13 protein-coding genes are annotated in these 13,783 nt (G+C 64.9%); 6 read left to right on the top strand and 7 right to left on the bottom strand.

Features of this window, described 5'->3' with window-relative positions; translation table 11 throughout:
• The first annotated feature begins 501 nt into the window (after positions 1-501).
• From H6955_08245 to H6955_08235, 3 genes are all read left to right on the top strand, one after another.
• Complete coding sequence (locus H6955_08245) at positions 502-999, top strand: thermonuclease family protein (protein MCP5313534.1); 498 nt, start codon at positions 502-504, stop codon at positions 997-999.
• 151 nt (positions 1,000-1,150) lie between these two features.
• Complete coding sequence (gene mutS / locus H6955_08240; GenBank protein ID MCP5313533.1) at positions 1,151-3,775, top strand: DNA mismatch repair protein MutS; 2,625 nt, start codon at positions 1,151-1,153, stop codon at positions 3,773-3,775.
• A complete protein-coding gene (locus tag H6955_08235) occupies positions 3,772-4,095 on the top strand; it encodes a ferredoxin family protein (protein MCP5313532.1) in 324 nt (107 codons plus the stop codon). The genes mutS and H6955_08235 overlap by 4 nt, the downstream gene beginning before the upstream one ends.
• A 24-nt stretch (positions 4,096-4,119) precedes the next feature.
• On the opposite strand, the gene H6955_08230 is transcribed toward H6955_08235, so the two are convergent.
• The 4 genes from H6955_08230 to xerD all read right to left on the bottom strand — a co-directional run bounded on the left by H6955_08230 (position 4,120) and on the right by xerD (position 7,175).
• A complete protein-coding gene (locus H6955_08230; protein ID MCP5313531.1) occupies positions 4,120-4,881 on the bottom strand; it encodes a serine/threonine-protein phosphatase in 762 nt (253 codons plus the stop codon).
• Positions 4,882-4,938: 57 nt separating this feature from the next.
• On the bottom strand, positions 4,939-5,673 hold the full coding sequence (locus tag H6955_08225; GenBank protein ID MCP5313530.1) for a DsbC family protein: 735 nt from the start codon (positions 5,671-5,673) through the stop codon (positions 4,939-4,941).
• Between the two features lie 9 nt (positions 5,674-5,682).
• The gene (locus H6955_08220) at positions 5,683-6,165 is read right to left on the bottom strand and encodes a YajQ family cyclic di-GMP-binding protein (GenBank protein ID MCP5313529.1); all 483 of its coding nucleotides are present in this window, start codon (positions 6,163-6,165) and stop codon (positions 5,683-5,685) included.
• A gap of 164 nt (positions 6,166-6,329) precedes the next feature.
• The gene (gene xerD, locus H6955_08215) at positions 6,330-7,175 is read right to left on the bottom strand and encodes a site-specific tyrosine recombinase XerD (protein ID MCP5313528.1); all 846 of its coding nucleotides are present in this window, start codon (positions 7,173-7,175) and stop codon (positions 6,330-6,332) included.
• Between the two features lie 219 nt (positions 7,176-7,394).
• Here xerD and H6955_08210 point away from each other — a divergent pair, with 219 nt between their 5' ends.
• The 3 genes from H6955_08210 (at position 7,395) to H6955_08200 (ending at position 9,478) form a co-directional block, all read left to right on the top strand.
• Entirely contained in the window at positions 7,395-7,688 is a 294-nt protein-coding gene (locus H6955_08210) for a YqcC family protein (GenBank protein MCP5313527.1), read from the top strand.
• Positions 7,689-7,957: 269 nt separating this feature from the next.
• Entirely contained in the window at positions 7,958-8,401 is a 444-nt protein-coding gene (locus H6955_08205; GenBank protein ID MCP5313526.1) for a YcgN family cysteine cluster protein, read from the top strand.
• A gap of 36 nt (positions 8,402-8,437) precedes the next feature.
• Positions 8,438-9,478: a DUF3549 family protein gene (locus tag H6955_08200; protein ID MCP5313525.1), complete on the top strand. Its 1,041-nt coding sequence runs from the start codon at positions 8,438-8,440 to the stop codon at positions 9,476-9,478.
• A 20-nt stretch (positions 9,479-9,498) separates the two neighbouring features.
• On the opposite strand, the gene H6955_08195 is transcribed toward H6955_08200, so the two are convergent.
• The 3 genes from H6955_08195 to H6955_08185 form a co-directional block, all read right to left on the bottom strand.
• Positions 9,499-10,782, bottom strand: a complete 1,284-nt coding sequence (locus H6955_08195) for an outer membrane protein transport protein (GenBank protein ID MCP5313524.1) — start codon at positions 10,780-10,782, stop codon at positions 9,499-9,501.
• 140 nt (positions 10,783-10,922) lie between these two features.
• The gene (locus H6955_08190; GenBank protein MCP5313523.1) at positions 10,923-12,221 is read right to left on the bottom strand and encodes a tRNA 5-hydroxyuridine modification protein YegQ; all 1,299 of its coding nucleotides are present in this window, start codon (positions 12,219-12,221) and stop codon (positions 10,923-10,925) included.
• A gap of 47 nt (positions 12,222-12,268) precedes the next feature.
• A complete protein-coding gene (locus H6955_08185) occupies positions 12,269-13,264 on the bottom strand; it encodes a TIGR00341 family protein (GenBank protein MCP5313522.1) in 996 nt (331 codons plus the stop codon).
• Between the last annotated feature and the right edge of the window lie 519 nt (positions 13,265-13,783).

Genomic DNA, 13,783 nt, shown 5'->3' with positions numbered 1-13,783 from the left:
ACCGGCGGGGATGGCCGCCGGGCAGTCGGAATACTTGCGCGACAGCGGCTGACGACCCGACTCGCGAGCCACCCATTGCCGCCGCTCCCCGCAACGTGTCGGGACACACGGCACCCATCCGCCAGTGAGTCGTGGCGACAGCTGGCGGCCGCGGATGCCGAGTGAATTCTTTGCGCCAGCTCACAATTCGCGCGTTGGGGGCCGTAAGCGGGAAAATCGCGGAAACCACCGCGACTTTCGACGGTCCGACACAACATACCGTCAAGCCTCGGTTGGCGAGGCCGATAAACGATGTGTTCGCAACGCTTAACCTGGGTAATTGGGGCGCGTATTAGATTTTACTAATATATAGCCCGCTGCTGCAAGGGCCGATCAGCAGGACCAGGCGTCCGGCGCGGCCGCGGAAGCACCGACGCACGGCAGCGAGCGCAAACCCCGAACCCACCGACCAAACGGTCCTACCGAATGTTCAGATCTGCAATTTTGGCCTCGACTTTCGCCTTGACCGCATTAGCACAGGCCGCCAACGTTGACGTCGTTGCCGGCGACAAAGTGCGCCTCGACGGCGAGCTGGTGCAACTCGTCGACATCGATTCGCCGGAGTTGTGTCAGCCCGGTGGCATTCAGGCACGCGAGGTGCTGGCGGCGCTGCTCGACGGCACCCTCACGTACGAGACGACCGGTCGGAGCAAAGAAGGTGCACGCCAGATCCGCCTGTACGTGGATGGGCGGGAGGTCAACCAGTCGCTGGTTCAATTGGGATGGGCCTGGACTACGACCCGTTCCCCGTCTGACCGCTACGCCTTCGCGCAATCGGTGGCCAAAGCGGACCGCATAGGGTTGTGGGCCTATGAGAACCCGGTACCGCCGTGGCAATGGAACCCGTCGACACACGAATCGAACAACGACGGATGCGATCAGGTCGCCGGCCAGCCGTTGACGCCACCCGCGAAAAGGGCCAAAGGTGCCGACGGAAAGCCGATGCGCCTGCGCGGCTAGCACCGATCGCTCGGGCCTCGTCCTCCCTCATGCTCGCTTGATTCGGCGCCAAATCGCCGCTGTCAAACCTTCCCCCACGGGTGATCCGCGGTGCTTGCAAGACGCCAGTGCCTTACCATGGCACCTCTTTTCGCCTCACGCCCACAGCACCATGACGGAAAGCTCCGTTACCAGCCAGCTAGATAGCCACACTCCGATGATGCAGCAATACCTGCGCATCAAGGCCGAGCACCCGGACCGGCTGGTGTTCTACCGCATGGGCGATTTCTACGAGCTGTTCTACGACGATGCGCGCCATGCCGCGCATCTGCTGGACATCACCCTGACGCAGCGTGGCCGGTCCGCCGGTGAACCGATCCCGATGGCCGGTGTGCCCTTTCACGCGGCGGAGGGCTATCTCGCCAAGCTGGTCAGACTGGGCGAATCGGTCGCGATCTGCGAGCAGATCGGTGACCCCGCCACCAGCAAGGGCCCGGTGGAGCGGCAGGTGGTACGTATCGTCACCCCGGGGACGGTCAGCGACGAGGCTCTGCTGGACCAACGCCGCGACAATCTGCTGGCCGCGCTGTTACGGCTGGACGGCGTCGCCGGGCTCGCCTGGCTCGACCTGACAGGTGGGCGTTTCCACGTCGAACAACTGGTCGGCGAGGAAACCTTGAACAGCGAGCTGGAACGCCTGACGCCGGCAGAGATCCTGGTCCCCGAAGACCAGGCAGCACCGGCCTGGACCAACGGAGGGCGTGCCGTTACCCGCCGTGCACCGTGGCACTTCGAACATGCGGCAGCGGTGCGCCTGCTTACCGACCAGTTCGGCGTACGCGACTTGAGCGGTTTTGGCTGCGACGATCTGCCACTGGCGATCGGCGCGGCCGGCGCCCTGTTGCAGTATCTGGCCGACACCCAGCGCAGCGCGCTGCCGCATATCACCCGATTGAAGGTCGAACGTCACGATGCCGCGATCGTCATAGACGCCGCGACCCGGCGCAATCTGGAGATCGTCGAGGCGACCTCCGGCCGACGCGGACAAAGCCTCGCCGGCCTGCTCGACAGCACCGCGACGCCGATGGGTGGCCGTCTGCTGCGCCGTTGGATCAGCCAGCCGCTGCGTGATCAGGGGCGGGTGCGCGCACGGCACGCGGCCGTCGCCAGCCTGCTGGATGCGGACCGCGTTGCGCCGGTCCAGGAAGTGCTGCGCGGGGTCGGCGATGTCGAACGCATCCTGGCACGCGTCGCGTTGGGCAGCGCCCGGCCACGCGACCTCGCAACGCTGCGCGACAGCCTCGGGCTCCTGCCGGCGCTGCAGGGCGAACTTTGCGATATCGACGACCCGGAGCTGATCGCGCTCGCCGGCGAGATCGGCACGCACCCGGAGACGGTGGAACTGTTGACCCGCGCGGTGATCGACAACCCACCCGTCGTGTTGCGTGATGGCGGTGTACTGGCTGCCGGCTACGACGCCGAACTCGATGAACTGCGCGATCTGTCGCAGAACGCCGACCAGTTCCTGGTCGACCTGGAGCGGCGCGAACGCGAGCGCAGCGGGATCGACACGCTCAAGGTCAGCTACAACCGGGTGCACGGCTATTACATCGAGATCGGCCGCAGCAAGGCGGACAAGGTCCCCGGGGACTATATCCGCCGGCAGACGCTGAAGACTGCCGAGCGTTTCATCACCCCGGAGCTGAAGGCCTTCGAGGACCGGGTGCTATCGGCACGTGAGCGTGCCCTGCAGCGTGAGAAGGCGCTGTACGAGGAACTGCTGACGCGCCTCGCGGCTTCGCTGGCGCCAATGCAGACGAGCGCCGAGGCCATCGCCCGGCTCGACGTGCTGGCGTGTTTCGGCGAACGCGCACAGCGCCTCGACCTGTGTCGTCCCACATTCCGCACTGCGCCCGGCCTGCACATCGTTGGCGGTCGCCACCCGGTCGTCGAGCAGGTGGTCGAAGAGCCCTTTGTCGCCAACGACCTGTCGATGGACGACGCGCGCAATATCCTGATCATCACAGGCCCCAACATGGGCGGAAAATCGACCTTCATGCGCCAGTCGGCGCTGATCGTGCTGATGGCCTATGCGGGCTGTTTTGTGCCGGCCGCCAGTGCCGAACTCGGCCCATTCGACCGCATCTTCTCGCGCATCGGCGCGTCCGACGACCTCGCCGGCGGGCGATCGACCTTCATGGTCGAGATGCAGGAGACCGCCAACATCCTGCACAACGCGAGCGCCCGTTCACTGGTGCTGATGGACGAGATCGGGCGCGGCACCAGCACCTTCGACGGCCTGTCGCTGGCCTGGGCCTGCGCGGTGGAACTGGCCACGCGGATCGGCGCGTTCACATTGTTTGCCACCCACTACTTCGAACTGACGACGCTGCCCGACGAGCACCCGGGCATCGCCAACGTCCATCTCGACGCGGTCGAGCACGGTGACCGGATCGTCTTCCTGCATGCGTTGCGCGATGGTCCGGCCAATCAGAGCTACGGCCTGCAGGTCGCGGCGCTCGCGGGGGTACCGCGGCGGGTGATCGATCTGGCCCGACGCCGCCTGCGCGAGTTGGAGCAGGCGGCACAACGGCATGCACAGGCGGAATCCAGCCAGCTGTCGCTGTTTCAAGCGGCGCCCGCCGCGCGGCCCGCGGCGCACGACCCGCTGCGGGAACGCCTCGCGACGTGCGACCCGGATCAAATGACGCCGCGACAGGCACTCGAAGCGCTTTACGAACTGCGTGCGTTGCGCAATGCTGACCCGGAGGGAGGCATGACCGGGGAGGAGGCATGACATACGTCGTCACCGAGAACTGCATCAAGTGCAAGTACACCGACTGCGTCGAGGTCTGCCCGGTCGACTGTTTTCACGAGGGCCCGAACTTCCTCGCGATCGATCCCGATGAGTGCATCGATTGTGCGTTGTGTGAGCCGGAATGTCCGGCCAACGCGATCTTCGCCGAAGACGACGTGCCGGCGGATCAGCGCGATTTCATTGCGTTGAATGTCGAACTGTGCGCGCTCTGGCCGGTGATCACCGAACGCAAACCCGCACCCGCCGACGCCGCCGACTGGGACGGCAAACCCGACAAGCGCAAGTTGTTGGAACGTTGACCGGCGACGCACGCCCGGGGCGCGCTAGGCGAGCCGCGGCCGGGCCAGGATGCAGGTGACGTTGTCGTTGCCGCCGGCGGTCAGTGCGGCGTCTACCAGCGCCTGAACCTGTTCCTCCAGGTCGCCTTGTGGATCACGCAGGATGCGCGAGATCATGTTGTCCGGGACCAGACCGTGCAGACCGTCGCTGCATACCAGGTAGGTGTCGCCCGGCTCGATCAACGCGTCACCGACATCCACATCCGCCTGACGTCGCATGCCGAGGCTGCGCGTCAACACGTTCTCCCGTACGCCGGCCTCGCGCGCCTGGGCGCGATTCATGAACACGCCGTCATCGATCATCTGTTGAATCAACGAATGGTCCCGCGTCAGTCGACGCATACGACCGTAACGGACGCGGTACAGGCGGGAATCGCCGACATGTGCATAGTAAATGCGCCCGTCGCGAAACATCGCCAGCACCACGGTCGTGCCCATGCCTTGGAGTTCGGGATGCACTTCGCACATGTCGACCAGCGCCTTGTTGGCCGCCTCGGCGGCATGGCCCACGCGCAACAGGCTCTGGGTGCTGTCCGCGGTACTGTTGTCGTGCCGTGCGGTCAACAGATCCTCGATCGCCGCATCCGCGGCCACCCGACTGGCCACTTCGCCACTGCGGTGTCCACCCATGCCGTCGGCGAGCACGATCACGCCGCGGTCGTTGTCGACCCGGAACGAATCCTGGTTGCGCGTCCGGACCAGCCCCTGGTGGGAACGGATCGCCACGTCGATTGTGTGAATCGCCATCGCCGGATCAGGACGCCACAGCGCGATTGAGCGGGAAAAACGCCGGTCTAGGCCGCATCAACCACCCTTGCCTTCCCGGCTCTGATCGAGCAGGCGACGCAGCTTGTCGGCGGGGAGGTACCCGGGCAACATCTCGCCATCCTCGAGCACCAAGGCGGGGGTCCCCTGTACGCGCATCGCCTGACCGAGCGCATAGTGTTCGGCGACCGGATTCTCACATTTGCGCGGCTCGATTGCCTTGCCCGCCTTGGCGGCATCCATCGCCGCGCGGCGGTCATCGGCGCACCACACGGACACGGCCTTGTCGTAGGACTCGCTACCGATGCCGGCACGCGGATAGAACAGGTAGCGGATGCGTATGCCCTGCGCATTGTAACTGGGCATTTCCGAATGCAGCTTGCGGCAGAAGCCGCAATCGATATCGGTGAACACCGTCAGGGTGTGAGGTGCATCGTCCGGACCATAGATCAGCATCTCGTCCTCGCCGACCTCGGCCAGAGCCTTCAGCTTCAACTCGGACAGCCGGTTCTCGGTGATCTCGGTACGCGTCTCGAGATCGATCAGCTTGCCGGACAGCAGATAGCGGCCGTCGCCGGTTACGTACACCACCCGCATGCCGAACGTGACCTCGTAGAGATCACCGACCGGCGAGGCGACGATTGTGTCCGGTACCAGGCCGGGCAGCAGGACCGCCAGCGAGTTGCGAATGCGCTGCTCTGCCGCGGCGTCGATGTCCGCGGCCAGAGACGCGGTGCCCAATATGGCACACAACAGAAAGACGAGCTTGTTCATGGGTGTTTGCTAATCCCGGAAATTGATGAATTGCAGGGGCAGACCGAAGCTCCCCTTGCGCAACAGCGCGATCACGCTTTGCAGGTCGTCGCGATTCTTGCCGCTGACCCGGACCTGCTCACCCTGGATCTGGGCCTGCACCTTGATCTTGGAGGCCTTGATGTCCTTGACGAGCTTGCGCGCCGTATCCGTGTCGATGCCCTGCCTTATTGTGACCGCCTGTCGTGCCCGGTTGTTCGCGGTCTCGACCTTTCCGATCTCGAGACAATCGATGTCCACCGACCTCTTGACCAGCTTCTTTTGCAGGATGTCCATCATCTGTTCGAGTTGAAACTCGCTTTGCGCATGCAGCGTGACGACCGCGCCATCGAGGTCGAAGTGCGCCTCGCTGCCCTTGAAGTCGAAGCGTGTGCCGACCTCCCGGTTGGCCTGGTCGGTCGCGTTGCGTACCTCTTGCAGATCGACCTCGGACACGACGTCAAATGAAGGCATCACCGGGCTCCGAAACAAAACCGCCGCAAGGCTACCACATAGGCCGGCCACTGTTGTGCCCGCCGGCCGCAACGAGCGGAAGATTCTTCCACCGCGGCCGGCTCGTCATCGATAACCCACTAGGGCGGCCGGCGGCGCGTGTCCTTGAGTCGACACCGGGGACTTCAGCCACGCGGGTGGTGCCGGGCGTGCAGCGCACGCAACCGCTCGCGGGCGACGTGTGTGTAGATCTGGGTCGTCGACAGCGCGCTGTGGCCGAGCAGCAGCTGCACCACGCGCAGGTCCGCGCCGTGATTGACCAGATGGGTCGCGAAGGCGTGCCGCAGCGTGTGGGGCGAGAGCGCCTGGCGGATACCGGCGCTCTGAGCATGCTTTTTGATCCGATACCAAAACGCCTGGCGCGTCATCCCCGCACCACGTCGCGTGGGAAACAGTGCGCCGCAGGGCCGTCCACTCAGCAATTCCGGCCGCGCGGTACCGACGAAACGGTCTACCCACTCGACTGCCTCGTCGCCCAACGGCACCAACCGCTCCTTGCCACCTTTGCCCACCACGCGCACCACGCCGTGCGCGAGATTGAGCTGATCAGGCTGCAGACCGACGAGCTCGGAGACCCTCAAGCCCGTGGCATACAGGACCTCGAGCATCGCGCGATCGCGCACCCCTTCGGCGGTGCCGAAATCGGGTGCCGACAGTAACCTTTCCACCTCGGCCTCACTCAACGACTTGGGCAAGGGACGACCAAGCCGCGGCGCATCGATCTGCGCGCTCGGGTCGGACGCGACCAGCTGTTCACGCACCGCCCACCGGTAGAATTGACGCAGGCTCGACAGACGCCGCGCACTGGTGCGCGGATGCAGGGCCGCGTCGACCGCGGCCGCCAGATATCCGAGCAACTGGTCGCGCCGCGCAGCGAGGAGATCCGCCGAGCCGTCATGCAACCAGCGCGCGCAGTCCCTCAGATCGGACTGGTAGGCCTGCAGGGTATTCGCGGACAGGCCGCGCTCCATCCATAGCGCGTCGGCAAAGCGCTCGATCAATTGCGCATCGCGGTCGTGCAATGTATCGCCACCCCGCCCGGTTGCTGCCCGATTCGGTCGCCGGCCCAACTCGTCCACTCGGTCCGCCGCGGTGGATTTCACCGCACCCGCGTGCAAGGATAACCCGCATTCGAGGCCGTGGGAGCCGACGTGCGCGATGAGCTGACCCGTTTGCTGCAGTCGCTCGAGATGGAACTGCGCGCGCAGGACCGCTGGGATCTCGAACCCCCATCGCCACAGGCGCTGCGCAGCGAGCAACCGTTTGCGGTGGACACGCTGAGCTTCGACCAGTGGCTGCAGTGGATCCTGCTACCGCGGCTGCACGACCTGCTGTGCCGCCAGCTACCATTGCCGACCAATTGTGCGATCCGGCCGATGGCCGAAGAGATGTACGAGAACGACGATGCCGGCGGTGCTCGCCTGATCGTGATCCTCGGTCACATCGACACCTTATTAAGTGATCGCGACGCGGGCCTCAATTAGATGAACGCGGATTTTTTCCACATTGCCTGTGGAAAATTCTGTGGGAAACATGAAGACAATGCCGCCAAGTCCGCATGCTGGCACACCCCGGGTTAAATTGACCAAAAAGTGACCAAAACATTAATTAGCATTTATCTTCAATATGTTACAGAGACTCTTTCATGCGTCACTTGTTAAAACCGCGGCAACCCACAGCACTTTGCGCCCCGTGTTGCGGCCTGTGTATAAATATTCTCTAATTTAATTACCAACAAGCACGGAATCGGCAGATGTCAAGAAGCCAGCCGGCCGACTGGTGGCACAAGCCACTCGCCGAGATGAGCCAAGAAGAATGGGAATCGCTGTGCGACGGTTGCGCGAAATGCTGCCTGTACCGGCTCGAGGACGCGGACACGCGCGAGATCTATTACACCAACGTCCACTGCCGCCTCCTCGATTCTGAAACCGGCCGCTGCCGCGACTATGCGCACAGAGCGGCCCGCGTACCGGACTGCGTGACGATCACCTTCGACCTGTTGCAGGACCCGTACTGGCTGCCGCGCACCTGCGCCTACCGCCTGCTCGCCGAGGGACGCGACCTGCCGGCATGGCACCCGTTGATATCGGGCACCCGAGACAGCGTGGCGCGCGCCGGCCAGCGGGCCTGCCGGCGCGCGATCAGCGAAGACGAGGCCGGCGACCTCGAAGACCACCTGGTGGACTGGATCGAATGAACGCGCCAACATCCACGCCCTTCTGCGCCCGTTCGGATGGCTGACGACAACTCGCTGCTCGGAATGCTCGAAGGCAGCGGCCTGCAGGTGCGCGCCTACGACCTCGGACGACGCATCGCGCGGCTCGATCCCGTCCGTCTGCGGGCGTTTGAACAGGCGCGCGAGCCCTACCCGACGCCGATGCAACACAAGGCCTGGCTGGCGCTCGCGCATACCTCGGACGCCACCCCCGATCAACCGGTGATCTGGTTTCTGCGCCTCGACCTCGACGAACAGGGGCTGTTGGTCCAGGCGGGGCGCGACTACCTGCTGCGGCGCCTCCTGGAATCGGCCCAGGCACGCAGCACGGGTGCCGATCCGCAGGCGTTCCTGCAGGACAACCCCTACGCTTTCAAGCCGCGCGAAGACCGCATGGCGCTGTTCCACGCCCTGCTCAGCGTCGAACTCGGCCTACCGGCGTCCCGGTTCTATGCGCATGCGCTGGACTATTTCTCAGGTGGGCCGGGCTGGGACCAATGGGGCTTCGTCGGCTATCAGGGCATCGCCGACGTCGCGTGTCGGCATCACGACAAGCCACTGACCGCGGCGCTTCCGCGGCTGCCGCGCGAACCACTGATCGCGCTGTGCCATTGCCTGGAGAGTCAGCCGCTGGGCGAACCGCTCAGCGAGGCGCTGGCGAACCGGCTGCGTCGCGCGCTCGCCGATGAACCCGCCGACACCCCATTGATCGCCGCGCTGGTGCGCGGCCTGTCATTCGGCCGCGAGCCGGCCGCGCGCGGCGCGGCCGTCGATGCCGTGCTCGGTCACCCGGCGGCTGTCGACATCGAGGTACTCGCGGCGATCGCGGGGCGGGCCTGGGAGACGCTGCTGGATGCGGACCGGCTACGCCGCTTCGTCGACCGCCTGGCCGCCAACGGGCGCGGTCAGACCGCCTTCGAACACGGTATTCGCGACCTGCTCAGTCTGCCGGAACTCGCCGTACCCCTGCGCGACATGCTGCGCGGTGCACGCATCGGCAGCGCCGCCCGTGAGGCCTTCGCGTGCATGGTGTCGAGCGCCGACGCGGTGCCCGAATAGCCGCGTCCGAGCCACGCGGCTCAGTCGAAGATCCAGGCCCAGCTGAGCTCCAGTTCGTGCTGGTCCATCTGCGCGCTGCCGGTCTGCGGGCCGGTGAAATTCGGATTCACACCGTCGATCCTCTCGAAGAACGCGCGGGTGTACGCCAGCGTCAGCGCATTGCCGTCTTCGAGCCGATAGGTCATCCCGAGGCTGGCGTGGGTACGCACCGTGGCCGGGGCGAGCACGTTGAACAGGGCCTCACCGTTGTTGAACAGCTGGTCGGCGTGGCTCACGCCGGCTCGTAGCGTCAACTGCGGGCTGTAGCGCCAAACGACCCCGAGTTTGAAGATGTCGATGTCGCGCCAGCCAAAACCCAGGCCATCGTCCGACCCCAGCAGCGTATCGGGTCCGATCACGGTATCGTTCGGATTGCTCAGCGATTTCACCTCGCCGTAGAAAATCCGCTGCCAATCGCCCACCAGGGTCAGGTCCGGCGTGACGTCGAAGCTGAAGCCGGCGGTGACCGTCGGCGGGACATCGAAGTCGCCCTGCTCGGCGAACAACCCCTCGTAGCGATCGAAACGCTGCATGCGCAGTCGCGTCTGCGCGGACGCCCCGAGTGCCAGCCGGTCGTTTATCTGGCCAAGCCAGCCGACCCGCAACCCCCATCCCCAGGAGAGGTCATACCCGTTGTTGGTCAGCTTCGTAGGTGCCACCGAGAAGGCGCGAAACGGTTCCAGTCCCTCGGCCTTGAAGCGCTGCACGGCAACGATCGGCATCACCCCAAACGAGTGACTGTCGTTGAGCCGCACCGCATACGGCACACCGATGAACATCTGCGCAAAGTCGACGCCGGTCGGTGCGCTCGCGGTGCCTGCAGGGTTGCTGAAATTGCGCCACACGGCGGTGTCGTATTCGGTGTTCATGCCGCCGTTGGCACCGAGCAGCACGCCGATACTGCTGTCCGCGGTGAGTTTCGTGTTCCAACCGAAATGCGGGATCAGGAACAGGTCATTCTCACTGTCATAGCTGCCGGCCGGCACGCTCGGCGGCGGTGGGTTCGCGGCGCCATTGTCGTCCGCGGTGAATCCCCGGTGTGGATTGAACACCGCGAGCCCCACGTCCAGCCGCTCGCCAACATGCACCATCCCGGCCGGATTGGTGGCACCGGCCAGCGCATCCTGAGGCAGGGCGACCCCGGCCCCCGCGATACCCTTGTTCGCCGCGCCGAAACCGGTCGGCGAATAGCCGTTGGTCGCATGAGCGCCAGAAAAGATGCCGACTAATACGACTGCAGTCGCGCTGCCTTTGATCCGCTGGATAACCACGCCGCCCCCCCTGACAGACCATGATTTGCCTTAAGGCGGCGGATCATAGGCGCGGTGGCAAGCGATTTCCCTAATATGGATCAAGAACAAACGCGATTCCCAACAATGACAAGAATTGCGACGCTTATTTGACGTTACGCCAGAATCCGTGTCAGCAACCCCATCGGGTCGGCCGGCGCCGGCAGCGCAACCCTCACGGTCCAGCCACCGCCCGGCGCCTCGTCGAGCGGATTGCCCGCGCGATCGAACAACACCTGCAGCCGAAACCGCCGGTTCCCGCCCGGCGTGACCAGTTCCAGCTCGTCACCGACGCTGAACTTGTTCTTCACCGCCAGCTCGGCGAGCCCGCTCGCGGCGTCCACCCCGGTCACCTCGGCGACGAACTGTGACCGGGTGCTGCGTGACGCCCCTTCGCGGTAGCTCTGCATCTCCTGGCTCGGGTGACGCTGGAAAAAACCGTCGGTGTAGCCGCGATTCGCCAGATGCTCGAGCTCGGCGAGCAGCCCCGGGTCGAACGCCCGCCCGGCCGCCGCGTCATCGATCGCCCGACGGTATACCTGGGTGGTGCGCGCCGTGTAATAGTGCGACTTGGTGCGCCCCTCGATCTTCAGGCAGTCGACCCCGATCTCGGTGAGGCGCTGGACGTGCTCGACCGCACGCAGATCGCGCGAATTCATGATGTAGGTGCCGTGTTCGTCCTCGAAGATCGGCATGAACTCACCGGGACGTTCCCGCTCCTCGAGGTAATACACCTCGTCGGCGCGCGGATGACGCCTGATCTCAGAGACCGGGACCTGCGCGACGGCGTCCAGATCCTCGCGCGCGATCTTGTAATCCCAGCGACAGGAATTGGTGCAGGTGCCCTGGTTGGCGTCACGGTGGTTGAAGTAACCCGACAGCAGGCAGCGCCCAGAGTAGGCAATACACAAGGCGCCGTGCACGAACACCTCGATCTCCATGTCGGGACAGGCCTGGCGTATCTCCGCCACCTCGTCGAGGGACAGTTCGCGCGACAGTATCACGCGCGTCAGGCCGACCGATTGCCAGAAGCGGACACCGGCGGCGTTCACGGTGTTCGCCTGCACCGAGAGATGGATCGGCATCTCCGGCCAGCGCTCGCGTACCAGCATGATCAGGCCCGGATCGGCCATGATCAACGCATCGGGCCGCATCGCGACCACCGGCGCTATGTCGTCGACGAAGGTCTTCAACTTGGCGCCGTGAGGCATCACGTTGGTCGCGACGAAGAACTTGCGTCCCTGACGGTGTGCCTCGTCGATCCCGGTCCGCAGGTTGTCCTCCCGGAAGTCGTTGTTGCGTACGCGCAGGCTGTAGCGTGGCATGCCCGCATACACGGCGTCCGCGCCATAGGCGAACGCATAGCGCATGTTGCGCAGGGTGCCGGCCGGGGCAAGCAGTTCCGGGGTCGTCATCGCTGTACCTGATCGAAGTGCAATCTTCTAATTATCCTTCGTCGCCGTCAGAGCATTACCTTGTCGCGCGCATAGACAATCAGCAACAGGCCGAGCAGCAGCGCCAACCAGAAGACTCCGGAGATCAGCGTCGACTGGCGGGCCTTGCTGCGCTGATACCAGGTACGCGGCCTGACACCCTTGATCATGAACACGATCTTGGCGGCGACGATCACGCTGACGACGTTGACGGCGAGCAGCAAGGCCGCGCCGACGGCGAGTTGTTGGTAGCCGGCACCGAGCAACATGCCCATGGTCGCGGTCGGCGGCAACAACGCAACCGCGACCATCACGCCGACCAGCGTCGACGACAGACCGGTGGTCAACGACAGCACCGCGGCCGCCCCCGCGGCCAGCGCCAGCGCGACCCCATCGAGCCCGACGTCGGTGCGCGCCAGTATCTCTCGGCTTGCGACCAGCATCTCGCCGCGCGCGACATCGACCGGCCATAGCAGGCCGATCGTCAGGGATAACATAAAGGCAATGCCCAGGCCCACCAGGCTGGTACGCAGCGCCTTCCACACCAGCGCGCCGTCGCCCAGCGTGGAACCGAACGCCAGCGCGATGTTCGGCCCGAGCAACGGTGCGATCACCATCGCACCGACGACGACCGCGACGTTGTCCTCGATCAACCCGATCGCCGCGACGATGGTCGACAGGATGGTCAGCAGCAGAAAACTGCTGTCGATCCGCACCCCCTTCTCGATCTGGCTGTACAACTCCTCGCGGGTCGCTGCGGCGGCGAGTTCGCGGTCCTCGGGCTCGCGTGGCAGCACCGCGTCCACCGGCAGCACGACGATGCGGATGTTTTCCGATCCACCAAACACGTTCTGCAGCGCATCCATCACGGTCTGGCGTAGCTGGTCGTTGACCAGCATGCGGAACGAACGACGACCGTCCTCGGCCGACGCACCCCACCAGTAGTCGGTGATCTGGTGCTGGTCGGCAATCCCGGACAGCGTATCGGTATGGCCGGCATCGGCGACGATCTCGATCAGGCGCATCGGGTCCGCGTCCTTATAGTGTCTGTTGGGATCGCGGAGATTGTACCGCGGCATGCTCGGGGTCACCGGGGCAACGCGGGATCTTCTACCCGAAGCACGTCTCGTTGAGTGATGTTGGAGGGGATTCTTGTTGATGCGCTGGGCTCAGCGCACCAGGGCGAAACTGAAACCTTGTTCATTTCTTCTGCTTGCCCAAAAGAAACGAACCAAAGAAAAGGGCACCCCAAGGCTTGGTCTGTGCTGCGTAACCGGCCACTGCCTCCCTGAGACCCTTGGACGCCGCCGAGCATCGCAGCGGCGGGCGGATCCAAGCGAGGGGTGTCTGAGCGACCGCCAGGGAGCGAGTTCCCGAGCGCCGCCCGACGCGAGAAGCACAGGGCACCCCTCGCCTACGGCGAGGGACAAGTCGTCGGGTGCCCTTTCTTTTGGGTCCTTTTCTTTGGGCACGCAAAGAAAAGGATCGCGGGCGCGCTCCGCCGAGCGCTCTCAAAAACCGCCCGCGCGCAACGAAACCGCCCC

Source organism: Chromatiaceae bacterium, assembly GCA_024235395.1.
Taxonomy (GTDB): Bacteria; Pseudomonadota; Gammaproteobacteria; order Chromatiales; family Chromatiaceae; genus Thiosocius.
The sequence above is the reverse complement of the archived record's forward strand: the minus strand, read 5'-3'. Positions and strand labels throughout refer to the sequence as shown.

Bases quoted from the DNA above. Each gene is read 5' to 3' on its own strand.
- mutS (MCP5313533.1), top strand. From the start codon at position 1,151: ATGACGGAAAGCTCCGTTACCAGCCAGCTAGATAGCCACACTCCGATG.
- H6955_08235 (MCP5313532.1), top strand. From the start codon at position 3,772: ATGACATACGTCGTCACCGAGAACTGCATCAAGTGCAAGTACACCGAC.
- H6955_08230 (MCP5313531.1), bottom strand. From the start codon at position 4,881: ATGGCGATTCACACAATCGACGTGGCGATCCGTTCCCACCAGGGGCTG.
- H6955_08225 (MCP5313530.1), bottom strand. From the start codon at position 5,673: ATGAACAAGCTCGTCTTTCTGTTGTGTGCCATATTGGGCACCGCGTCT.
- H6955_08220 (MCP5313529.1), bottom strand. From the start codon at position 6,165: ATGCCTTCATTTGACGTCGTGTCCGAGGTCGATCTGCAAGAGGTACGC.
- xerD (MCP5313528.1), bottom strand. From the start codon at position 7,175: ATGGAGCGCGGCCTGTCCGCGAATACCCTGCAGGCCTACCAGTCCGAT.
- H6955_08210 (MCP5313527.1), top strand. From the start codon at position 7,395: ATGGAACTGCGCGCGCAGGACCGCTGGGATCTCGAACCCCCATCGCCA.
- H6955_08205 (MCP5313526.1), top strand. From the start codon at position 7,958: ATGTCAAGAAGCCAGCCGGCCGACTGGTGGCACAAGCCACTCGCCGAG.
- H6955_08200 (MCP5313525.1), top strand. From the start codon at position 8,438: ATGGCTGACGACAACTCGCTGCTCGGAATGCTCGAAGGCAGCGGCCTG.
- H6955_08190 (MCP5313523.1), bottom strand. From the start codon at position 12,221: ATGACGACCCCGGAACTGCTTGCCCCGGCCGGCACCCTGCGCAACATG.
- H6955_08185 (MCP5313522.1), bottom strand. From the start codon at position 13,264: ATGCGCCTGATCGAGATCGTCGCCGATGCCGGCCATACCGATACGCTG.